The 23,501-nt window shown below is 62.7% G+C and carries 14 protein-coding genes; 7 read left to right on the top strand and 7 right to left on the bottom strand.

Translation table 11 applies throughout. From position 1 onward, the window contains the following. Positions 1 to 112: 112 nt before the first annotated feature. From Pla175_RS20810 to Pla175_RS20825, 4 genes are all read right to left on the bottom strand, one after another. Positions 113 to 541, bottom strand: a complete 429-nt coding sequence (locus tag Pla175_RS20810; RefSeq protein WP_145290031.1) for a carboxypeptidase-like regulatory domain-containing protein — start codon at positions 539 to 541, stop codon at positions 113 to 115. After that, a complete protein-coding gene (locus Pla175_RS20815) occupies positions 525 to 1,670 on the bottom strand; it encodes a DUF1559 family PulG-like putative transporter (protein ID WP_145290035.1) in 1,146 nt (381 codons plus the stop codon). The genes Pla175_RS20810 and Pla175_RS20815 overlap by 17 nt, the downstream gene beginning before the upstream one ends. Further along, positions 1,633 to 3,972 carry a LamG domain-containing protein gene (locus tag Pla175_RS20820; protein WP_145290038.1) on the bottom strand — a complete coding sequence of 780 codons (2,340 nt, stop codon included), beginning with the start codon at positions 3,970 to 3,972 and terminating at the stop codon, positions 1,633 to 1,635. The genes Pla175_RS20815 and Pla175_RS20820 overlap by 38 nt, the downstream gene beginning before the upstream one ends. A 73-nt stretch (positions 3,973 to 4,045) precedes the next feature. Beyond that, positions 4,046 to 4,747 (bottom strand): glycoside hydrolase family 28 protein, encoded by a 702-nt coding sequence (locus Pla175_RS20825; protein WP_145290042.1) that lies wholly within the window; start codon positions 4,745 to 4,747, stop codon positions 4,046 to 4,048. A gap of 106 nt (positions 4,748 to 4,853) precedes the next feature. On the opposite strand from Pla175_RS20825, the gene Pla175_RS20830 reads away from it, so the two are divergent. From Pla175_RS20830 to Pla175_RS20845, 4 genes are all read left to right on the top strand, one after another. Beyond that, the gene (locus tag Pla175_RS20830; protein ID WP_315851498.1) at positions 4,854 to 6,131 is read left to right on the top strand and encodes an IS701 family transposase; all 1,278 of its coding nucleotides are present in this window, start codon (positions 4,854 to 4,856) and stop codon (positions 6,129 to 6,131) included. Positions 6,132 to 6,966: 835 nt separating this feature from the next. Then, positions 6,967 to 8,931, top strand: coding sequence for a sulfatase family protein (locus Pla175_RS20835; RefSeq protein ID WP_145290045.1), 1,965 nt, complete (start codon positions 6,967 to 6,969; stop codon positions 8,929 to 8,931). A gap of 117 nt (positions 8,932 to 9,048) precedes the next feature. Continuing rightward, complete coding sequence (locus Pla175_RS20840) at positions 9,049 to 11,811, top strand: DUF1588 domain-containing protein (protein WP_145290048.1); 2,763 nt, start codon at positions 9,049 to 9,051, stop codon at positions 11,809 to 11,811. 140 nt (positions 11,812 to 11,951) lie between these two features. Next, a complete protein-coding gene (locus Pla175_RS20845; RefSeq protein WP_197527027.1) occupies positions 11,952 to 13,106 on the top strand; it encodes a DUF1552 domain-containing protein in 1,155 nt (384 codons plus the stop codon). A gap of 300 nt (positions 13,107 to 13,406) precedes the next feature. Here the strand turns inward: Pla175_RS20845 and Pla175_RS20850 are convergent, their stop codons facing one another. The 3 genes from Pla175_RS20850 to Pla175_RS20860 all read right to left on the bottom strand — a co-directional run bounded on the left by Pla175_RS20850 (position 13,407) and on the right by Pla175_RS20860 (position 19,020). Beyond that, positions 13,407 to 16,394, bottom strand: coding sequence for a glycoside hydrolase family 78 protein (locus Pla175_RS20850; protein ID WP_145290055.1), 2,988 nt, complete (start codon positions 16,392 to 16,394; stop codon positions 13,407 to 13,409). Between the two features lie 479 nt (positions 16,395 to 16,873). Then, positions 16,874 to 18,493 (bottom strand): hypothetical protein, encoded by a 1,620-nt coding sequence (locus Pla175_RS20855; protein WP_145290058.1) that lies wholly within the window; start codon positions 18,491 to 18,493, stop codon positions 16,874 to 16,876. After that, on the bottom strand, positions 18,490 to 19,020 hold the full coding sequence (locus Pla175_RS20860; RefSeq protein WP_145290061.1) for a sigma-70 family RNA polymerase sigma factor: 531 nt from the start codon (positions 19,018 to 19,020) through the stop codon (positions 18,490 to 18,492). Before Pla175_RS20860 ends, Pla175_RS20855 begins: the two co-directional genes overlap by 4 nt. 598 nt (positions 19,021 to 19,618) lie before the next feature. Here Pla175_RS20860 and Pla175_RS20865 point away from each other — a divergent pair. The 3 genes from Pla175_RS20865 to Pla175_RS20875 all read left to right on the top strand — a co-directional run bounded on the left by Pla175_RS20865 (position 19,619) and on the right by Pla175_RS20875 (position 23,294). Beyond that, positions 19,619 to 21,520 (top strand): PEP-CTERM sorting domain-containing protein, encoded by a 1,902-nt coding sequence (locus Pla175_RS20865; RefSeq protein WP_145290064.1) that lies wholly within the window; start codon positions 19,619 to 19,621, stop codon positions 21,518 to 21,520. 170 nt (positions 21,521 to 21,690) lie between these two features. Continuing rightward, complete coding sequence (locus tag Pla175_RS20870; protein WP_145290067.1) at positions 21,691 to 22,824, top strand: DUF1559 domain-containing protein; 1,134 nt, start codon at positions 21,691 to 21,693, stop codon at positions 22,822 to 22,824. After that, the gene (locus Pla175_RS20875) at positions 22,824 to 23,294 is read left to right on the top strand and encodes a carboxypeptidase regulatory-like domain-containing protein (RefSeq protein ID WP_145290071.1); all 471 of its coding nucleotides are present in this window, start codon (positions 22,824 to 22,826) and stop codon (positions 23,292 to 23,294) included. Before Pla175_RS20870 ends, Pla175_RS20875 begins: the two co-directional genes overlap by 1 nt. The last annotated feature ends 207 nt before the right edge of the window (positions 23,295 to 23,501 follow it).

Here is a 23,501-nt window from a genome sequence, read left to right on the forward strand (position 1 = left end):
ATCGCAGGTGTGCGGGGCAGGCTACCGATCGGACCGGCGGGGTACGGACGGAGAGCGGCGCTTGAGTGATGACTCGAATGACCGGGCGCTTTCCACCCCCCTGCGGCAGCCGCTACTCCTGCAACTCAAACGTGTGTTCGTTGTCCTCCCCCTCCTTAATGTCGATCGCTAATTCCGTCCTTGAATTGTATCGTTTGGGCAAGTATTGCTCGACTTCTGCCTCCGTTACTCCGCTCTCCGGATCGGTGAAAGTCTGAGCTGTATCCCGCATCGCCTTGATCTCCACGCGGTACTCGCCCGGCGCCAGGCCCGGAACCCGTCCGATGCTAAACCGCCCATCGACGATATCGGCGCCGGCTGTTTGGCCGTCGCCGAGGGGGCGTAGGACGATGGCGCCACTGGGCAACGGATCGCCATTAAAGGTGACCTCGCCGCGCAGGGACGCCCGTCCGCTCTCGCCGCAACGTACGCACGCCCAGAGCGCGAGAATGACGATCGATAGCCGCGCGGTCGCCTGTTTCCAATCAGAAAGATGCGTCAACCACTTCTCCACGATTCATGGTGCTCAGCGCTTGCCAGACGGGTAGGTCGATATCGTCAGCCACAAACTGTACCGAGGCGTCGCACAGCAAGGCCATCACACCGCCGGGATGTCTGCTACGACTGCTGGTGTACGACTGCGTGTTGCTCGCTTGATTGTTCGCGCCTAGACGGTTGCAGGGCGCGTGTTCGTACTCTCGACAGTTCCCTTCGTCTGGCGCGCTGCTGTTGGGGGACAGGAAGGTGGTTATGTTGCCGCAGCCCCCCTTCTCGCACCAGATACGGGCGCGTCGGTCACACTCCGTGTCGCCCGGGGGCTGATTCATCTCCATCATGGCGAGCGTCTTCGAGGTTCCGTCAGTAACCTGAGCGAGCCGCGCCCCGAAGCTTAGGTGGAACGGCGCGACGCGCAGCGTTGCGGAAGCCAATGGGTTGGGCGGCCCGACGTTGCAGTCGGGGTGCGGCGCATCGGTGCTCGGCGCCTGCGGGATCTGGCAGATCTGCCGCCATGCTCCCCAGTTGATGCCGTAATTGCCCTTCCAATCGATTCCGGCGCCGGCAACACACGCCGAAGCGTTCTGCGACTCGTCGCTCGGGCACTGAAACGCGGCGAGCTTCTGCCCGACGGGGCTGTTCGCAACCGCGTATTGATCTTGCGTGCTTTGCTTGAAGTCGTACTGAGCGAACAGCGCCGACTCCTCCAGGTAAGGCAGGATGAAAGGCACGAACGCCGTCGCCACCTCGGTCGGGTGGTCGACCAAGCGCGTGAGCGTTGTCGCTTTCGCGTCGTAACCAAGGTTGCCCGGGGGGAGCCGCTTGTTTGACGACTCGTAGTTGTGAAGTGCGATCCCAAGCTGCTTGAGGTTATTCGTGCACTGAGATCGCCGCGCCGCTTCACGGGCTGCCTGCACGGCCGGCAGCAGGAGCGCGACCAGGATGCCGATGATGGCGATAACCACCAGCAGTTCTACTAAGGTGAAGCCCGCTTGATGAATATCTGCTTTACTGACGCGCGTCTGGCTCAAGCGTTTCGGATCGTGATCCATCATTTTCTCGGTGATTGCCTGCTTGTGGTCATGAATACGACGGCGATTAAAACCCGCAGGTACGGCGGCCCAGTAGACCCCCAAGGACCACGAACAGAGACACCGCGGCGGCGGGCTCCGGCACGGCGCTGCCCGGGCTGGCGCCGCCGACGGCTGGGTTGCCGAAGCCGTTCTTCCACGTGGTGTAGTCTCCCGGATCGACCGTGCCGCTGCCGTCGCCGTTGCCGTTCAGCACCGCCTCGTTGCCGCCCAGGTTGTCGCGCCACACGGTGTAGTCCGCCGCATCCACGACGCCGTCGTCGTTGAAATCGCCGCTGAGGCCTTCCGACGCTAGGTACCGCACGATGCCGGTCTGGATCTCGGTTTGACCTACCTGCCGGTAGAGGAACGTGAGGTCCTGCTCGCCACCCGGAACGAAGCCGGAACCCAACGAGATTTCGGCTCCATCGAGGACGACGGAGCTTCCGAGCAGAAACGATTCCGCGATGAAGGTAGCCGAGTTCGCCAAGCCCGGCTCCCAGCCGTTGCCCGACCCGTTGCCGCCCGGGAAGCCGGGGTCGCCCGCCAGGCCCGTGAACCCGGCGGGGTTCAGCGAGCCGCCATCGGCACCCGCGTCCGCGCTGACAATCTGAATGGCGTCGATCTCGATGCCGGGCGGAGGGGTCGCCCCGCCGATGGTGCCCCCCACCAGCCTTAGTTCTCCATTGCTAAACACTTGCAGGGTCAGCGGTCTAGGCCGGGCGCCGATGAAGACCCGCAGGTCGTTCCACAGCAGCCCGCCATTGTCGTTCACCACGTTCTCTAGCGAACTAAACTCGAGCACCGTACCCGCGGCGACCGCGATGTCTCCCAGGGGGATGTCGTCTTCGGGGCCTTCGGAGGCGCCCATGTCGGAGGTGATGTAGGTGAAATTGCCGCCGCCGAATGGATCGACGCCGCCGGAGACGTACGACAGCCGGAAACCTTCATTTTCCGACTGCAGGGACCCCACGCGGAGCGACGACAGGTTGATGTCGGTATCGAAGCTAAACCGGAAGGTTTCCCCGTCCACTGCCGTGTCCATGCGACGCATCGTGTTGGTGTTGCCGGCGTCGTTAGCAGAGAAAATCCCGATGCCTGTCGCGTTCGATCCGTACGAGCCGGGCGCGTTTGTAGTAAATCCCTGGAGCGTCATGGTGACGCCCCCTTGGGTGTTCATTAGGGGATCAAGCGGCGATTGATCGGCGATCGGGAAATTGCTGGTGGCCCCGAAGTCGAAGACGATCACTTGTGCGCTGGCGGGAGCGCCCGAAAGGACGCACGCCGCTAGTGCGACGACGCATCCAGCAACAAGGACGACGCGTGGCGTCCAGGACCGAACGCGTCCGGCCGCTCGCACCGCGGCCATCAGAACAAACCCGCAGCAGGCCAAGAGCCCGGCGGATGGCTCGGGGACGGCGCCGAAGGTTGGCAACGCCGCGAATGCCGCGGCGCCGTTCGCGTCGATGTAGAGGCTCTTAAAATCGACGAAGTCGTTGATGTCTGTCACGCCGTCGAAGTTCACATCGCCCATTTGGTAGGCGGCGGTCGTTGTCAACATGCTCAAATCAGCTCCTTGCCCGGAACGGAAGAGTTGCCAGTCGGCCGGATCAATGTCTCCGTCGAAATCTAGATCACCAAGAGCCCTCTCCATGCCGTTTCCGTCGAGGATGAACGACGTGTCGGACACCACCAGATCGTCCATCAGCCCGCTGTACACGCGCACCAGATTGCGATTGGCGCCGACGATGAAGGACTCCATCGACACAGGGAAGCCGCCAACGCCCGTAAGCTGCCCATCGACGTAGGCGAGCACGGTTTGAGGAACCGCGTGGTAGGAGAGGATGATTTCTTGCCAGGTATCGGCCGCCAGATCCCCCCCGTCTACCAGGTCGAACGAGCCGAACGCCGTTACACTCGCGACCGTGGAGCCGTTTTCAATCTGCCAATCGGAGTTCGCAAAGGCGCCCTCGGAAACCCCGGACACGATGCCCCTAGAGCCCATCGGGTCGTCGATGAAGGCTTGATTGGGATTGACCCAAAGCCGGACGGTGAAGTTGTCGCTCGGAGTAAAGTTGGGAAACGCTGCCGTTGGGAACTGGATGAACTTCCCGTTCTCGAAGTCGATCGGCTCGAACAACGCCGAGGAAGCGCCCGCGGAGCCGGGCCGTACATTCGCGGAAGAAGCGAGAACCCCGAAGAACCCGGCGTCCGCGATGGCGCCGGTCCGGTTGTTGCCACTCGTGTCTTGTGCGAGGTTTCCGGCGTTCTCGAAACTCAGCCTGAGCACTTCTGCGGCATGGACGCCGCTGTACGCGCTGAGTAGCAGTGCAGCCGATGCCACGGCCCGAAGCTTCCAGTTACGCATGACGTCTTCCGTTCTGATGATGACTGTGATCGAAGATAGAAAAGGCGACGAGCCTTCGCTCACGGCTCCCGGCCTACCGATTCTGGCTCTGGTGCGCAGCTCTCCTGGCCGGGAAGCACGCTCCGATGGCGGCAAGCAGGAGAAGCGACGCAGTGGCCGGCTCCGGCACCGGCTCCGTACTCACGACAAGGTCGTTCCACAACACACCGCCTGAGGCGTCATTCAATGAGCGAAACTCCAGCAGCGTGCCCGCGGTCACGAAAATGCTGCCTAAGGGGATGTCGTAGGTTGGTCCCTCGGTGGCTCCAGAGTCGGCAGTCGTGTAAGTGAAGCTGCCACCCGCGAATGGGTCATCGCCCGACAGGAAGGCCAGCGCAACACCTTCGTCGGCGCCGTTCACATTCCCAAGCCTCAGCGAGATGAGGAACACGTCTGTGTCGAAACTGAAGTGAACCGTCTCTCCATCTTCCGTGGCGCCGATTCGGCTCCGCTGCCCGCCATTGCCGGATTCCCCGCTGGTTTCGATACCAAAGCCCTGAGAGTTGGGGGTGTAGACTCCGCCTGGAGGGGTGGTCGTCATGCCCTCTAGAGTGAGGGTGACGCCATCGACGGCGTTCGATTGGGGTGACAACGAGACAGCGGGCACGACGAAATTGGCCGCCACGCCAGTGTTGACATCTACGCTTCCATCGCCGAAATCGAAGCGAATGGGCGCCGCCGTAGCGAAGCCACCAGCCACCAGAGACAAGCCGACGAGAATCAACTTCAGCCACATTCGAGAGCACATTAGTACTACAGCGCTACGTTGATCTTGTTTGCGTTTGGGCGATCGGCCATGTTGTTGGTGTCGCAGGGGGGCGACCTGGCGCAGGGCCGCTAGCATGGACGCCGATGAGATCCGCCGTTTGAAGCCGGAATTGACGAGTTACTTGCACGAATTCGACGCCTGTTTCTCGCGTCGAGATACTCGTGCGCACTTGCCAACCTACGTCGAAGGCCAACTCTCCGAACTGCCCGCGAAGAGTTGCGAGCCGATGGCGCTGGCCGCCGGAGTGGCGCCGCGGACGCTGCAAGAGTTCCTGGCCCAGCACCGCTGGGACGAAGACGCCGTGCGCCGGCGACTCCAAGAGATCGTCCTCCGAGATCATGCGGGGCCGCACTCGATCGGCCTGATCGACGAAACGAGCGACGTCAAGAAGGGGGACAAGACGCCCGGCGTGCAGCGGCAGTACTGCGGCTGCGTCGGCAAGCAGGAGAACGGCATCGTCACGGTCCACTTGGGCTACGCGACCGGCGACTTCCACGCGCTGGTCGACGGCGAGCTGTTCTTGCCGGAGAGTTGGTCGGAGGACCGCCAGCGGTGTCGGGCCGCCGGCATTCCCGAGGACATGGTCTACCGCTCCAAGTGGAAGATCGCCCTGGAGCTTTGCGATCGGGCCGCGGCCCACGGCGTGATGTTCGACTGGCTGACGTTCGACGAAGGCTACGGCGGAAAGCCGCTGTTTTTGCAGGGCTTGGACGGTCGAAAGCAACGCTTCGTCGCCGAGGTCCCGACGACGTTCTCGTGTTGGACCGACCGGCCGCGCGTGACGGAGCGACCCTTTCGCCGCGGCGGTCGCGGCCGGCCCCGCAAGGTCCCGCGGTTGGTCGCCGCAGCGAGCGCCCCGCAGAGCGTGCAAGACCTCGCCGAGAACTGGCCCGAGCTGCGCGATCAAGCGTGGACCCGGTACTACGTGAAGGACGGCGAGAAGGGGCCGCTCGTGTGGGAGGCGAAGCACGCCCGCATCGTCATGAAGAACGACGACGGGTTGCCGGGGATCGAACTCCACCTGCTCGTCGCCCGCAACGCATTGAACCACGATGAGGTGAAGTATTTCATCAGCAACGCCCCGTCCGACACGACCATCGAGACGTTGTTGCTGGTTGCGTTCTCGCGGTGGCGCGTCGAACGGTGCTTCCGCGACCAGAAGCAGGAGATCGGACTCGATCAGTGGGAGGGCCGCTGTTACCTCGGTCTCAAACGCCACTTGATCCTGTCGTGCGTCAGCTACTTGTTCCTGGCCCGCTGTCGTGAACGGCTGCGGGGGAAAAAATCCGGAGGTCACGGTCTGCCAAGTCCACGCCGCCGTCGGCGCGCTGCTGCCGAGTTGGCAGCGTAACGGCCGGGCCTCGCCGACGCTCATCGAGCACACCGCCAACGTCATCCAGCACTGGCAACAACGCAACGCCGCCGCGCGGGCCTCCCACCGGAAGCGAAACCTGAAAAAACTGCGGAGAAACGGCATCATTCTCAAAGGCCTGATACGATGCAGATGGACGTGACCTAGCGCTGTAGTGTTAGGCGGACTCCAATTGATGAGCATTTGGGAGGCGAGAACAGGGGCGCCGATCAGATGCGTCGGGCACACCCACGGTCGACGCGACTTTCGATGAGGTCAGTTGCCGTGCTTCGGCGACAAAGACTAACGATCGGGGGGCGGAAAACTTAGCAATAAAAAGTGGGGAAATCTCCGCAAACCCAGGATTCCTGCTACGAACTCCTGCGTGCTGGACCCTTTTATCTCGGACCCGCCCCGCGGCCTCGTCGCTGGGGAGGCACTCGGCTTCCTCCTCGTCAGACCGGATCGTCCCGTGGTCGCACCCCAACAGCTCCGAAATGTAGGGCTTGCCGCACGCCCCAGCCTCTCGGCCTCCACCGCCGCATACCGCCGCCGGTCCTTCTCCGAGAGCGTGCCGAAGAAGTTCACCATCCGCCGCTCGACATCCGCGTGGTACAAACCCATCGCTACCCCTCCGCGACGGGAACAAACACCGCGGGAAGTCTATGCGGTGGGAACTGCGGGAGTTATTCTCGAGCGGTTGCTTAGATCACATGGCTGGCTCTGCTTGATAGAATCAAGTCAGCAGACCTTTCTACTCTCTGATCAACCAGCGTAAATCTCGTTGCTCGCGCAGTTGGTAGCGGCTCAATTCTATTCGCACAGGTCATTTTCGATGCGCACTTCGAAGTTCGATCATTCTCCCCACGCGCGGTGCTTAATCGTCGTCGGTGTTGCCGCGTGGTTGGCTACACTCGCCTCGCCCTACGTTCAAGCCGCCGAGCAAGACCGGCCCAATATCCTGTGGCTCACCATTGAGGACACCAGCCAGCGAGAGTTCGGGTGCTACGGCAACAGGCTGGCCCAGACGCCGACGATCGACCGCCTCGCGGCCGAGGGGGTGAAATTCACCCACGCCTCATCGACCGCCCCGCACTGCTCGCCGGCACGGTCGACGATCATCTCGGGCTGCCCGGCCACCACGTACGGGACCGACTGGCACCGGGCCGACTGGCGAGTGCCGGTAGAGCAGTATTTTTTCCCCAGGCTGCTCCGAGAGGCGGGTTACTACACTACCAATAACAGCAAGACCGACTACAACACCGCTCGACCCGATAAACGCCGGGGGATGGACGCCGCGTGGGACGTCAGCGGCGGCAAAGCCACCTACAACAGCGGCAAGCGCAAGCCGGGGCAGCCGTTCTTTGCCGTGTTCAATCAGGCGTCGGTCCATATGGTCCGTGTCCGCAGCTACACGCTCGAGGGCCGGCGGGAATTGGAGGGTTTACCGCTGGACGAGATCGACGTCCCGCCGTTCTTGCCGGACCTGCCCGAGGTGCGTTCGGACATTGCGTTGCACCAGGAAGGAATCAACGAAGTCGACCAGTGGGTTAAGCAGTTCCTCGACGACCTAGACGCACGCGGGCTGAAGGAGGAGACGATCGTGTTCTTCTTCTCCGACCACGGCGGCGTGCAGCCGAGGGAGAAGGCGTTCCCGTTTATCACGGGCTTCCGCGTACCGATGGTCGTTTGGGTTCCCGAGAAGTGGCGCGACCGCGTTGGCCTGCCGATGGGCCAGGCGAGCGATCGGTTGATTGGTTTCGAGGACCTGGCGCCGACGGTGTTGTCGCTCGCCGGCGTCGAGGTTCCAAACTACATGCAGGGCCGCGATGTGCTGGGGCCCGGCGCCGAGCCCAAGCCGTACCAGCTCGAGTTCCGCACCAACCAGAGCCAGCACTACGCGCCCTACCGCAACGCCAGCGACGGGCGGTTTCACTACATCCGCGCCTACGCGCCTCATCGACCGGAAGCGTTGAGGCAGAGCTACCAGTGGGGCGTCCCCGCCTTCATGGCGTGGGACAAAGCGTACTACGCCGACGCCCTGAAGGACCCACGGCACAAGGCGATCTTTGAGCCCAGCCCGACCGAGATGCTGTTTGACCTTGAGGCCGACCCGTGGGAGATGACAGACATCGCCGACGACCCGGCCTATTCGGAGAAGCTAAGCGAGCTGCGTGGCGTGGTCAGCCGCCACCTCCGCGACAGCAAAGACCTGGGGCTGTTCCCGTTCACCACTCGGGAGCACGGCGACGAACCGCTCTACGATTGGGTCCGCCGCACCAACTTCCCGCTGGAGACGCTGTACACGGCGGCCGAGATGGCTGGCCAGGGCGACCAGGCCAACGAGGAGGAACTTGTTGATTTGCTCGCGCACGAGCAGCCGGCGATTCGGTTCTGGGGGGCTATGGGCTTGGCGACCCTCGCTCAACGCGGCCGCCTGGAGACGGCCCCCCCTGAACTGGTCGAAGCGATGAACGACAAAAACGCCGACGTGGTAGTCGCCGCGGCCGACGCAATCACCCGCATGGACGATCCGATGCCGGGCCTGGAGCGACTCGTCGGGTTGCTCGGCGACACGACCGAGGAGGGTGACGCGGCCGGCAGCGCGCTCGAAAGCCTCGGCGAACTGGCCCGCCCGGTCGCCGATCGACTCAAGCAGCTGCCGGAGAACCAGTCGGCCCGCTCGACGCTGATCACCCTCGGCGAACTGCCGCACTCGGCCTATTTCACCGACGACCAGTCAAAGCACGCCCTCCGAGTAAACCAACTGCGTCGCAACTGGCGTAGCCCGGCGCCGTGACGACCGGTCGATATGCATCCCGAGCCTGGGACCGTGTAGTGGACCACAACCAATGACAACACCAACCCGGCGCCGCCGCTGTCCGAAAGTGCTGGGCTAACGCACTCCAAGGTTGCCATGACAAATCGGAGTATTGGTACTGGAGTTAGCTCGAACGCGGGGGTGAGCGGCCGATGCGCAGCCACATACGGACGCCGGCGATGGCCTTTGAGTCGCACCGCCCGTCTACCAGCGGGAGGCCTAGCCTGCTGGGCGGCATGCCTTCTGGCCGTCGGCGCCACACCTGCAAGTGACAACCATCAAGAGGTCGTTCGGGGGTTTCTTGAATCGAATTGCCTCTACTGCCATGAAGGCGCCGCAGCGGAGGCAGGGCTAGACCTCGGCACGCTCTCATTTGATTTCGATCACCCTGCCGTCTTCGAGCAATGGATCAAGATCCACGATCGGGTTCGTGACGGGGAGATGCCGCCACCGAGTGATGGCGTTCCCGTTGCGATCGCTCCGGTAGGGTGGAGTTCTCGCTCGAATCCGGAGTCCGGCCCCCCGGTCAATGCCGTTCATGCGGACTCTCTTCACACGCTACGGGCGCTCGCGGCGTTGCTCGTTCGGCACGACCGGCAGCGGGTCCGGCTCGCGGGTCGTTCCCAAGTTCGGCGGCTAAATCGCGAAGAGTATGAAAACAAGTTGCGAGCTGTTCTCGATGCGCCCTGGCTGCAGGTTGCGGACGCGCTCCCCGAAGACGGCGTCAAGGACCTGTTCTGCAAGAGCGGCGAGAGGCTCGATTTTTCCCACATCCAGCTTCAGCGTCTTTTGGAAGCCTCGAGTCGAGCGGTCCGGCTCGCCGTTGACGCGGCCGCGCACAAGCCCAAGGTCAGGCGGTTCTATGCGCGTGAGGAACCGACTCTTCAGCGATTTGTCCACTACCGGTTTGGGCAGATGGCCGCTACCCGATCGATTGTCCCGCTCCTGGGGTGGCAATCGGAGCCTGAGATCATCCGCAACAAGCGGCCGATGTCCGTCGGGTCCACGGATCAGGCTACACGGGAACTCGAGGCCATGGGCGTTTTCAGCGGCGCCTACAGCGCGACTACGACTTACGACTTCACCAGGCTCAAAGCCCCCACCGACGGTCGGTACAAGATCCGTTTCAAGACCTACACCTTTATGGCTGGGCCCAATGGCGCCAGCGGCGGCGACGATCACGGTCTTACCGGCGGCAACCGGGCGTGGTGGCGGCCCGATCGCAACGTCACATTCAAAGGCCGACGCAGCGAGCCCGTAACGCTCTACGCTCTCGAGCCGGGCGGCGAAAGCCGCTGGCTGACAACGTTTGATTCGCACCCCGAGCCGAGTGTCTTTGAGTGCGTGGTTGACCTCCGGACCGGAGAGGGGATCCGGCCCGACGCCGCGCGGCTTGTGCGGACCCGACCCGGCTGGAGCGGCAACCCCAACGCCACCCAAGACGGCGTGCCGGGCTTCGCCATGAATTGGCTGGAGGTCGAAGGTCCCCTGAGCGATTCGTGGCCCCCTGCGAGCTACCAAGCGGTGTTTGGCGACTCTCCGTTCGAAACAACGGATGAAGGTCGGGTAATACTTGTCGGCCACAATCAAGAGGACGACGCCCGCGGGTTGCTCACAAGGTTTCAGGGGCGGCTCACGCAGGAAGAGGGACCCGGTGCGGAGCCGAGCATGCAGGTCTTCCGGCGAGCGATCGCGTTGGACCAAGATTTTACAGAGGCCCTCATTGCGGCGACTTCGGCGATGCTTTGCTCACCCGAATTCTTGTACCTTGAGTCTGCCGCGGGGCCGCTCGATCAGCATGCTTTCCGCGAACGTCTATCCTACTTCCTCTGGAACGGTCCGCCCGAGGCCGATTTGCCGCCCGAAGGCCTTGCGACGAGCGAGCCTGAGGTCGTCTCTTCGACCGTTGATGGTATGCTCGATGATCCGCGTAGCGATCGGTTTATCAACGCGCTGCTTGATTATTGGCTCGACCTCCGGGATATCGACGCCAATGCCCCCGACGCCGCCCTCTACCCCGACTACTACCTGGATGAGATGCTCACGGAGTCCTCTGTCCTAGAGACTCGGATGTTTTTCCGCGAACTGATTGCGCGGGACCTGCCGGTGCGGCGCCTGGTCGAGGCGGATTTCGCGTTCGTCAATGAGAGGTTAGCTCAGCACTACGGGATCCCGGATGTCGAGGGCGTCGGGCTTAGGCGCGTAGACCTGCCCCCGGATTCGACACGGGGGGGGTTGTTGACGCAGGCCAGCGTACTGCGTGTGACGGCCAACGGCACGACAACCTCACCCATCGTCCGCGGCGCCTGGGTGTCGGAGCGGCTGCTCGGCGTGGAAGTACCTGGCCCCCCCTCCGGAGTGGACGCGATCGAACCCGACATCCGTGGAGCAGAAACGATCCGTCAGCAGCTCGAGAAGCATCGCTCAACAGCCTCTTGCAACGCGTGCCACGCCAAGTTCGACCCCGTAGGACTGGGACTGGAATGCTTCGACATAGCCGGCGGCTGGCGAGATCGCTACCGCGCCCTCGGCAATGAAGGAGACCCCGTTGCGGGGTACGGCAAAAACGGAAACCGGTTTGTCTTCACGCTGGCGCAGCCGGTCGACTCCTCTGGAACGCTCCGCGGCGGCGATTCCTTCACCGATGTACGCGAGCTCAAAGCGCTGCTGACGGCGGACGAGCGACGCCTTGCCCGCAATCTTCTGCACCGACTGATCGTTTACGCAACCGGGTCCCCCGTTTCGTTCGCCGACCGCGCCGAGGTCGAGTCGGTTCTTGACGACGCTGCCGAGCGCGGATTCGGCGTCCGTTCGTTGATTCATGGGCTCGTGCAAAGCCCGCTCTTCGGAAGAAAATGAAAGGGGGTCACTCCGTGACGAGGAAGATCAATCGTAGAGTATTCCTGAGGGCCGCTGGCGTGGGTTTGGCTCTCCCGTCACTAGAGGCGATGCAGCCCGCATTGGCTTCTTCTGAGGTCGTGGCCCCTGCGCCCAAGCGGATGCTCGCGGTTTGCAACAACCTTGGCTTACTCCCCGACAAGTTCTTTCCGGACCAAGCCGGGTTTGACTACGAGCTTTCCCCCTATCTGAGCAGCCTGGCGGAATACCGCCGGCGCCTCACTGTCTGCAGCGGGACCTCGCACCCCGGCGTAGATGGTTCTCACGCCTCGGACGTTTCGTTCTTGACGGCCGCTCCGCACCCTGGCAGCGGAGGATTTCGCAATTCGATCTCGCTCGACCAGGTTGTCGCCGGGCACGTTGGTCGCCTGACCCGCTTCCCGTCATTGACCTTGGGCGTCAACGTGAAAGCCGGCCGGCGCAGCCTTTCTTGGACCGACGGCGGGGTGCTGATTCCGTGCGAGGACAGCGCTTCGAGCGTTTATGCTCAGCTGTTCCTACGGGGCTCGCAGAAAGAACTGGAGGAGCAGTCACGCAGGCTCAAGCTTGGGCACAGTATCATGGACGTGCTTCGCGATCAGGCTCACTCGTTCCAACGTCGCTTGAACGCCGCCGATCGCATCCGGATGGACCAGTACACCACGGCCGTCCGGGACGTCGAGCGACGCTTGACCGAACTCCAACAGTGGGAGAAGAAGCCTAAACCGAAGCCTTCGACTACGGCGCCGGTCGACCCCGCCGATCCAAGCCAGTACGTGGAGAAGACGCGGCTGATGTACCAGATGTCGCGGCTCGCGTTTGAGACCGACTCGACCCGGGCGATCACCCTCCTGCTCGACAGCAACAACTCTCCCACGCTTTCCCTTGATGGAGCGAACATCACTGACGGCTATCACAACCTCTCTCATCACGGGCGCAGCGAGGTTAAGCTGCGGCAGCTTCAGGCGATCGACACGGCGCATATGGATTTGCTTGCCGAGTTGTTGAGCGATCTCAGCCGCGTTTCCGAGCCTACCGGGACGCTGCTAGACAACACGATGGTGCTCTACGGCAGCAACATGGGTGACGCGAACAAGCACACGACCGACAACCTGCCGGTATTGCTGGCGGGCGGGGGCTTCCGCCATGGCCAGCACATGGCGTTCAACCGCCAGAACAACTACCCACTGTCTAACTTGTTCGTCAGCATGCTGCAGCAATTCGGCATCGAGACGGATACGTTCAGAAGCGCGACGGGCGCCATGCGAGGACTCTAGACCAACGATTGACCGGCCGGCAACGAGTCGCCGACAGGGACACATCGCCTAGTTGGATTGACATGAGCCAACGACCAACGTCAACGAAACGGCTCGCTAGCCTTAGCTGCTTGTGCCCCTGCCGAAGCGCGATCCGTGAAGAAGCCCACCGCTAGCGCGGCGCCGATATTTCTGCGCATTGGACCTTGCCGACCGCTAGAGCTGATTAGGACACGAGTCGCTGTCCTGGCGTTCGGCCGCGACCGCTCTGCGGCCGGCAACTGCCGGGAAGCACAACGAGTGACGTTCTCATGAGTCTGGTCATTTTTCTTGGTAGACGGCGTCGGTTGTATCGGATGCCGCCTCGACTGCTAGTGGAAGTGTTTGAGAACGAGAAGTGCTCAGCGCCTCAGGGGCAGATGTTGTGCTGCTAGGCGCCTGGAAGCGGTAGGCGCCGGAACGCACCGACAGGAAGGCTCGTTCCGGCTCAGTGCGGAGCAGCCGCACGCCTTCGACCTCGTTCAACGGCATGTCGCTTTCCGTGATGCGTCCGGCGTGAGCGGTTGGGATCACCACAGTCGCAGTCGTGTTCGCCGGGATGCTGACGATCAACTCAAACCCGCCATCTTCCAGTCTCCACTCGCTTGCGATCGTTCCTCGGATCGATTCCTGCGATGCCCTCACCCAATGAATGGGAGGGCGCTCCGCATTGCTGCTGGGCGATGGCGGATTGGGTTGGATAATGATGTGCTCGTAGCCCGGCTTGCCTGGGCGGATGCCGGCGACTTCCTGGAACATCCATTCGCACACCGCACCGAACGCATAATGAGAAAAGGAGTTCATGGCCGCGTTGTGTCGTCCAAACCCGTCTTCTAGCGTGTAGCTATCCCAGCGTTCCCAGATCGTGGTCGCGCCCTGGTCGATTTCGTATCCCCACGACGGGAATTCGTGGCTTTGTAGCAGGAACGTCGCCAGATCGTGGTGACCCGTTTTCGTCAGGGCCGGCAGCAGCGAGTAGGTGCCGAGGAAACCGGTCGACATCCGGTTTTGGTTCGAAGTGATCTTCTGCGCAAGCCGATCGCCCAGAGCGGCACGCTGGCTGTGCGGGATTAGCCTCGCGTAGACGGCCAGCGCGTAGGCCGTCTGTGTGTCGACAGAAAGTCGGCCCTCGGGCAAAACATACCGCTCAGCGAACGCTCTTTCTATGTTTCCGAGGAGCTGGCGGTACTGCTCGGCCTCGTCATGCAGGCCGATCGCATCCGCCATTTCTGCCATCATCCGCGTCGAGACGGCGAAGTAAGCCGTATCGATAAACGCCAACGGGGTTTCTTCGCCCTGCGACAACCAGTCCCCCCAGGGGTTGCCGTGTTCGACGCCTAGGTACCCCTGGCTGGTCCGCTTTCGCCAGTCCATGAACTGCGTCATCGGCGCCCAGCACTCCTCTATCACTCGCGTGTCGCCGTACGCCTGCCAGATGGTCCAGGGACAGACAACTCCTGCGTCGCACCACGCAGAGCCAAAGTCGTGCCCGTGCTGAAAGGGGAAGGGCGCGTAACCGGGGAACACGCCATTCTCCCGCTGCGCCTCCATTAACTCGCGGAGCCACTTGGTGAAGAACGCGGCGACATCGGCGTTGATCGTCGCGGAGCCGATGTAGACCTGAGCGTCGCCGGTCCATCCCATCCGCTCGTCGCGTTGAGGGCAATCGGTCGGCAAATCGATGAAGTTTGCCCGCTGCGTCCAGACGATGTTCTTGAACAATCGGTTGATCGTCGGGTCGGAACACTCGAAAGCGCTCCCGCCGGGCGTGTCGCTGTGCAGCACAAGCCCGGTGATCGTGTCCCTGTTAGGCTCACCAGGGAAGTCACTCACCTCCACGTAGCGGAAGCCGTGGAAGGTAAACCTGGGCGAAAACTCTTCGCCGGCTGGATCGCCCTTGCAGATGTAATGATCGTGCGCGCGGGCTTTGCGGAGGTTCTCGGTCATCAGCCGGCCGTCTGGGTGCAACATCTCGCCGAATCTAAGCCGCACGCGGTGACCCTTCGGCCCAGAAATGCGGAGGCGATAGGTTCCCGCGAAGTTCTGCCCCAGGTCGAAGATGTATCTGCCCGGACTTCGTCTGGTGACGCTCTGGCAGGGGATTTCCTGGGTCATGCGCACAGGCACGCCCGGGAAGGCTTCGAGTTTCGGCCGCTGGAAGCCCAAGTTCTTCGGCCGCGACGCCTTCTCGGGACCCGTTCTGGGGTCGTTTGGATTCTGGTACTCGTAAAAGTCGGCCACTGGGTCGCCATTCTCTTCGGCAAGGATGGAGGCGCCCCAGTCGCTGTCATCGTAGCCGGGCTCGGTCCATCCAGGGGTTTCCCTCGTAGCATCGTAGTACTCGCCCATCAGGAAGTCGGCCTCGCGGATGGGGCCGTCTCCGGTTACGCGCCAGGTCTTGTCGGTGCCGATGGTCTCCCGCGTGCCGTCTTCATACTCGATTTCAATCTGCGCCATGACCGACGGAGTCTTGCCGTAGGTGTAGCGGCCGATCTGCTCGGTCCCGATGCCCGTCAATAAGCCGAAGCCGACGTAGCCGCTGTACCACCCGTCGGCGACCCAAATACCGATCGCGTTGCCTTCGCTTCGGATTAAGTCAGTGACATCATAGGTCTGGTAGTACGCCCGCTGATGGTAGTCGGTCCAGCCCGGCGCGAAATACGCATCACCGACCTGCTGTCCGTTGAGGTGCAGTTCATAGATGCCGAGCGCCGTGGCGTAGACCATGGCGCGTCGAATGGGCTTCTCGATTGCAAACTCCCTACGGTATTGTCGCGCGGGGGGCAGGAACAGCTCGTCGCGATTCTTAAAGACTGGCGTCTGGTCGCGGTAGCTGATGTAACTGGCCGCCCATTCCGATTCATCCAGCAAGCCCATGGACCATTGGGCGGCGGGGCTCCATTCCGACGGCCTGCCGTCGCGGTCCCACGCGCGTACCTTCCAGAAACACTGCTCCCCCGACCCCAGCGGCTCCCCCTCGTAGGGAACGTGGATCGTCCGACTGGACGCGACTTTACCCGAATCCCATAGGTCTCCCTGGTCAGCATCGAGCTGGTCCTGCGTCGATGAGGCCAACACCTGGTAGGCCGTTTGCTTTGCTCCCCGTGTGCTGGACTCGATAGCCCAGCTCAAGCGTGGATGCAGGTCGTCAATGCCGAGCGGGTCGATTCGATACTCACAGCGTTGCCGGGTGACAACGATCTCCCCTTGCGATACGTGGACGGAGACGACACACAGCACGGCGACAGATTGGATGAGGCGGTTGATCATTGGTTCTCAGCGTACGAGTTTGGTTAATCCGCAGTGGGCGCCGCGAGCGAGGCAGAAGTCTTGCCTAGCTGCCTGTCTGAAATCGGCTCTGGCCAACCGTGGGTGACGTGAGATCGAACCCCAGAAGCCCCATGTCCGAAAAGACCTGGAAGGCCGTACGGCGGCGTCGGTGCAATGGAGTTCCGGCGACCGCCATGGGGGCAGAGTCCCTTGCCACGCAGGGTACGCACCTAGCCGCCCCGCTGGCTCGGCTAGTGCGGCGCCAGCCGTCTCGTGAGCCGCTACACGGGGGACAGACCACGGCAGGAGGATCCCCAGAGCAACGGTTGGCACGGGACTACAGCGATAGCAGGCGGCTGTCACGGTCCACCCCGCGCTTGAACGCGCAGATTTTGGCAAGGGGGTCCCCAAGCATATTTCCGCCGCTACGGTTGGCTAAGCAAGAGACGCTCTCGAGACTAGGTTGCGACTCATGACGATTAGCGGCGATCTCGTGAAGTTACCGCCTCCCAGGTCTCTCCGACGACGATGTCGTCAACCGCCGTTGTGGCGTGGTCGGAAGTAACCCTCAAAGTAAGACGCTCCATCCATTCGTCGGTGAAAAACTCTGGACTTACAACCGACCAGGAGTCGGGCTCTCTAGCACTCGACAGTTCGTCTTCCGTCACGACCCTAGCAAGAAGCTGATCGGGGCCGTCGCGGTTGCTGATGATCTTTCCAACCAAACAGTAGGTGGTGTCCGCGTCGAGCTGATACTCGAGACGGGAAAATTGATTGCGACGACTGGCGACTAAGAACGACGAGCACGCCACAAAACGCAAACCCTCTTGATAGTGCGGGGTATCGGGCGTGCCAGGCTGCCTCAGCACAAGCACCACACTTGTCGCTGCGCGGCTCTTCTTCGTTGGGTCGGTGGCGGAGAAACGGAACTTGCAACTCAGAAAGTAGATTCCGTCTCTGTCCATCCGCAGCGGACGCTCCAGATCGCGATAAGCCTCAAAGACAGAGTCGCACCGTAGGTGCGTCCCCCATGTTGAGAGTGCGGGATCAGTGTCGACGGTTTGCTTTGCTTCGAATTGGGGCGGTAGTCCGTCGATCGTCCAGACACGCTTCCAGCCGGCGCCGCTGGCGGTCTGTCCAGCAATAGGCTTTTCGTGATCGTAGTCGAAGGGCTCCACCGCTATCAGCTCGTTTTCGTCGTAGACGCGAGGGTGGGTGTCCTCGGTTGTCGCCTCGGTGCGATCGAAAAACGTCGTCGAGAGTTGCACCTCAGAAGCAGCCCGACCCGTGAACAGCTTTGCCTGACCTGACTCAAGATGATCAACCGCTTGGCTGTCAAGCAACCGATGCACTTCGCCCTCCAGCACGTGGATCTCTTCGTGGGTGCCTGCAACCAGCACGGCGTACTCGGTGCCAAAATGCATCAGCTCAGAATTCGGGGTGCTGAGGGCAAAATGCAGGCCAGAGCCGTCGCTTCGAAACACCACTTGCCCCTTCTCCAGGGTGGCGGAGGAGTCCCCTGTGATGATCAAACGGGCGGGTCCGATCAGAGACAACGAACCACCAGAGTCGAAGCGAATGGTAGCCGACCCAGACTCCAACTGAAGCACGCCCGCCGCTAGTCGGCCGCCGACCGATCGACCTTCGGCAGGGGAGGACCACTCTGCGTCGGTCGCACCAACCAAAGAAGCGACGTACCGCTGCCGCCGAGACGGGTCTTCTCCAGGCGGCGACGACTCGCTCAATGCGGGTAGAGCCGTAGTACTGCTACCGAAACTGAACCATGCCGCCGCGATACTCGCGGCTAGCCCCCCGACAACGACCATCAAGGTTCTTGAAGAGATTGAATGCCCCTTGGTCGCCACCGCTTGGTCCGGCACACACGCTACATCGGCGGACCCAAGCCTCTCCAAGTCGGCAAGTGGCATCCGGTATAGATCGTCGTGCAGCGCGATAAACTTGCGGTAGAGAGAACGGGCTTCGTCACTGCCGGCAAGCAGTGCGTCTAGCCGAGCGCATTGCTCATCGGTTAGCAAGTCCGCTTCCAAAGCGGAAAACAGGTCAACGAGCTCAGCGCCATGAGGATCGGAGTGCTTCATCCGGCAGCCTCCTCCCGCGTAGCGGTGTTCTCAATACACGCGAGCAGGTTCCGGCGGATTCTTGCCAGTTTCTTGTACAGGTTCTTCGCCGTCACTCCCATGGTGCTGGCCACTTCCCGAACGCTCCGGCTCGTCGCATATCTCAACTTAATGAGCTCCACGTCCGGCTCGCTTAGCTTCGCCATGCACTGCCTCAACGAATTGAGCCGCGACTCGGCCTCCCTAGGGAACTCCGCAGGCCTGTCTGCCAGCAGCTCGATAGTTGAGAGGGAGAAGCACCTCCGCTTCGCTGCGCGCCGTCTCCACTCCAGTACTTCATAGTAGGCGAAGCGGCACGCCCAACCGGCAAAGGGCTGCGCTGGGTCGTACTCGTCGAATTTTCGGAGCATCGCTATCGACGCGTTTTGCATCACATCATCGACGGCGCTCCAGTCGGCCAGCAGCGACATGGCGTAGCGCCGCACCGTCTTCTCGTTCAACGAGAAGAGCCGCACAAACTCATCGGCTGCCTTGAGTGATGCTTCCATCCAAACCCCGCGGTGCAGTTTTCCGCCGGCGTTGGCGGACCGAACGTTCTTCCGGGCCGGCCGTCCTCGCCGCACTATCTCCGGCTTGTCTTACCGGTCACTAGTATCCGGGCCTCGGGGGGAATATACCCCCTCTATTCTTGCAAATTCTTGCGACCCCGTTGGGTCAATCCTCCGGTGCGATGCTTGCGTTGCGTTGAATGCCCGTAGCGCCGCGGCGATCTTGGGAAGAGTCCCCAAACCGGCGGCGCCGCGCACCCCCCGAACGGCGTATCCGTACGCAACCGGCAAAGCCGACCCACTGGAGTGAGCATGTTCTTCGTGGGCGGCTCCGGCGGAGCTAGCGGCGAGCCACGAGATGATTCTAAGAAAAAGTTGATTTCGCGAGGGGCAAAACCGACCTATCGCACGGAAATAGGGTGACACGGTCTTCTCTGACGCGTATCCTACTCCCCACTTCTCTGCCGCCAATTCTCAACTCCCTAGTCTGCGGCGCCAGATAAACTGGCGGCCTTGGCCTTCGTCGCACCGCGACCTCCGTTTTCAAGTTCTATTCGCGACCACTTGTTATCGACAGTCACCATTAAGGAATCAACCGATGATTGAACTAAGACGCTTGCTAGTTCCGGGAGTTTTCTTCGGCATATTAGCCATCTCCAGCGTCGACGCCTCGACCACGACGCTCGACGGCAGCCCGACGCTGTTCGAAGTCATCAACATTGGTGATTTCAACGACGGGACCGCGCAAGGGTGGACCATCAATCCGTTGGGGGGAGGGGTATTCCTGCCCGGCACGGAGCTGCAGAACAACGACCCTGTCAGCGGAGGCGATCCCACGGTCTCGCTCAACCTGAATAACTCGACCCTCCCGGGCGTCCCTTCTACGGTGACCCTCGGAAGCCTCCCGGGACAGTACGACATCGTGCAGTTTCGCCTACGCTTCGACACGTTGCCCGCCGCTGCCATCGCGAACACTGCCGTTGCTGGCGACCAGTTCTTTCTCACCGGAGGGCCGAACGCACGAGAACCGTTCTATGTCAACAACGGGACCGGGATACAGGGCGTCGATACGGTCCCAGAGCTCCAGACGGACGGCGCCTACCACACCTACACCATCCAGCGCGCCCCCACCGACGCCGGCTGGGGCAGCAGCTACAGCGTGGTGCGCATCGACCCGATCAACACGTCCGACGCGGTCGGCACGCTGTTCTCCATCGACGACGTCAAGCTGGCCCGCTCCAACGACGTGCAGGCCTTCCCCGCGTTCGTCGAACCCGTGCCGCCCAACTTGATCGCCAACGGCGGCTTCGACGCCCTCACCGATCCCACGCCTCCAACCGCTACTGGAGCTTGGAATATCAACGGCTCCAACGGCAACTTCACTTTGTTCCAGGGGCAAACGGTCACGGTAGACAACTGGGGTGTTCACTTCGACGACCCAAATAACCTAGTCCCCGCGGTCAACGGCGGAGAGCTGAACGGATCTTTCTACCTCGACACGCACCGCCGTGTCGCCGGCGGCGATGTCACGTTGAATTCTGCGATGGGCTACCTCAACGGTCTCGTCCAGGAAAACATCCTCAGCGGGGTGACGATCGACCCTGCCGCGACCTATGAATTCTCGTTTGATCTGGGGCAGAACGCGGGCACCAACCAGAGCCAGGCCTCCTTTCAGATCGGGCTGACCGTTGGGACCGGCGCGGACGCCACGAACCCGGCCAACGCGATTGCGGGCTCGTTGCTCGACGTCACGGACTTTTCAACAGTGCCCAATGCCAAGACCACGAACACCCTCATGGTCAGCGGCGCCGATCTGCTCGCCGCCCAAAGCAGCGGGCAGGTCAACGTCTTCTTCCAGACGCGCAATCTGGCGGCGATCCCCGGCTTTCCGGGGAGTGTCGCCAGCGGCGACGTTTCGAGTACCGCCATCGTGTCGCAGGTGATGATCGATAACCTCTCCCTCATCTCCCCAAACGTCTTTCCGGCGGGTGACGTGAACAAGGACGGCGTGGTCGACCAAGCCGACGTCGATGTCGCCCAGCTCTACCTCGACGGCGACGGCGGCGCCACCGCCGCGGTCCGCCAGAACACGCTGACCGCGGCTGGGAACGCGGCGGCGGCAGTGCTGGCGGGGCTGAACCTCACAGACTTCGACCTGACCGGCAATGACTTCTTCGACGCCGCCGACGTCGCGGCGATCGCCGCGCTGGCCAACGGCGCCGGCCTGCCCGGCGACTTCAATAGCGACGGCTTCGTAAATGCCGCTGACTACACCGTCTGGCGCGACAATCTCAATGCACCCGAGTCCGTGCTGCCGCCCGGCACCGGCGACAACTCCGGATCGGTAGACCCCGGCGACTACACGATTTGGAAGAACAACTTCGGCTCGCCCGCGGTGTCGGGCCTGAGCGCCTCGACTGCCGCCGTGCCGGAACCGGCTACCGTCGGCATGTTGCTCCTGGCGTGTGCTGCGGCGGCAGTAGCGCGCCGCGTGCGTTGACGCGTCACGACGCGGCCCCGGGCCGTGTGACGCGAGCGGAGCGGCGGGGCAGCGCCGCTCCGCTCTGCTCACCGTTGTCGGCGTCAAAGCCCCCTCGGGAAGGACGGGGCCTGCCGCCTAAACCCAAGCCGGCCGCGGGCGCAAGTCGCCCTAACCTAGAAGGAGGTAGCATGCATACCACGGGTCGGGTGCGAGTCGATCCGCTGCATTGGGCTCGGACCGACCGATCGCGGCGGCCTCGGGCAGCGGCCGCTCGCGGCTTTACGCTCGTCGAGCTGCTTGTTGTGATCGCTATCATCGGCATCCTGGTGGCGCTGCTGCTGCCGGCGGTGCAAGCGGCGCGCGAAGCGGCGCGGCGGTCGCAGTGCATGAACAACCTCAAGCAGTGTGGGCTGGCCGCACTCAACTACGAGAGCTCGCGCAAGGCGTATCCGTCCGGGGTCGAGGTCTGGCCCGACGACACGGGCGAGCTCATCCCGGAGGTGGGGTGGACCGCAGCGGGGGCAGCCGCCCGTTCGAAGGGGAACTGGGCCATCCTAACGCTCCCTTACATGGAGCTGCAGGCGCTCTACGACCAGTACGACTTTTCCAACGGGAACGGCGCCGCGAGCACGACGTCGGTGGTCCGCGGGGGCTCGTCCAATCACAAGAACTCGTTCACCGTCGTCGAAGCCTATCGCTGCCCCTCGGACACAGGGTCCGCCGACTACACGGGCCAAGAGGCGGTGGGCTCGTATCGGGGGGTTAGCGGGAGGAAGGAGTGGAACGCGGCCCACTACTGGGGGTACCCCTGGTCCTTGAGAAAAGGAGGCTACCTCAATGGGTCGGGGCTGAATCTGGTGACCGATGAGTTCGGGGACAACGCCCAATCCAACGTTAGCCGTAAGAACACACGAGGCATCTACTCGGTGTCGGGGATCCAAGGGGTCAAGCCCGTCCAGATGAGGCAGGTCACCGACGGCACAAGCAAGACGCTGCTTATCAGCGAGTACCACACGATCAGTGGAACTCTGCCCACCAGGTGGGGGCTGCCGTTTACGAACGCGACGCTTAGCGAAGTGCAGCACCATTTCGTCACCCGGGGTTTGGCCGACTACAACAAGTGCGTCGAGATGCACCCCGGCTCGGGCAACGAGGTCGGGGGGGACTGCCGGCGCTCGTTCGCCAGCCTCCACGCGGCGGGCGTGCTGGTGTCGACATTCGCCGATGGGCACGTGGCCATCGTGCAGCCCGAGATCGATCCGATCGTCTGGAAGGCGCTCGCGACTTTCGGGGGAGAAGAGATTGTGGAGGCCAACCTATAATGACGCCGTCCCCAATGCTCCGCCACGCTCTGGCCCGCACCGCACCGGTTGTGGTTGCCTTGCTCGCCGTCGGGTTGTCGGCGGGGTGCTCGAAACCCGACTTTGCTGTCGCTCCGGTCGCGGGGACCGTCACGCTTGGGGGCGAGCCGCTCGCGGGCGCACTTGTCACCTTTCAGCCCCGTGCGTCGGAGGGGGGCATCCTCGCCGGGCGGCCGTCGGTCGGCGAGACCGGTCCCGACGGCCGCTACCAGCTTGAGACGTACGACGGGTACGAGGGCGCCGTTGTCGGAACGCATCGCGTCAGCATCTCCACCTTCCGCAAGAAAGCGGCCGAGGGGGACTCGTCGAGCGTCGTTGTCATCGCCGAAGAGCGGGTGCCCGCGCGTTACAACCGGCAATCCGAGCTGAGCGTGGAGGTGCCCAGCTCCGGGCTAGGCGATTGCAACTTCGAATTGTCGAGCAACAAGTAACCGCGGCCCACGCCCTCAATGCCGCAGACCGCCGCACGCAGCATCCAAGCAGGCGGGATCCAAACAGAGGGGCAGAGCACGGTCCGAGTGATCGCGACGACCGCCGCGTAGGTGACGTTCAAGACGCGGGCAAAGGCGGTGGGCAACGGGGTGTTGGTCGGCGAACGCCGCTTACGAGTTGCCGCTTTCCGGGCATGGGTGTCGATT

Source organism: Pirellulimonas nuda, from assembly GCF_007750855.1.
GTDB lineage: Bacteria > Planctomycetota > Planctomycetia > Pirellulales > Lacipirellulaceae > Pirellulimonas > Pirellulimonas nuda.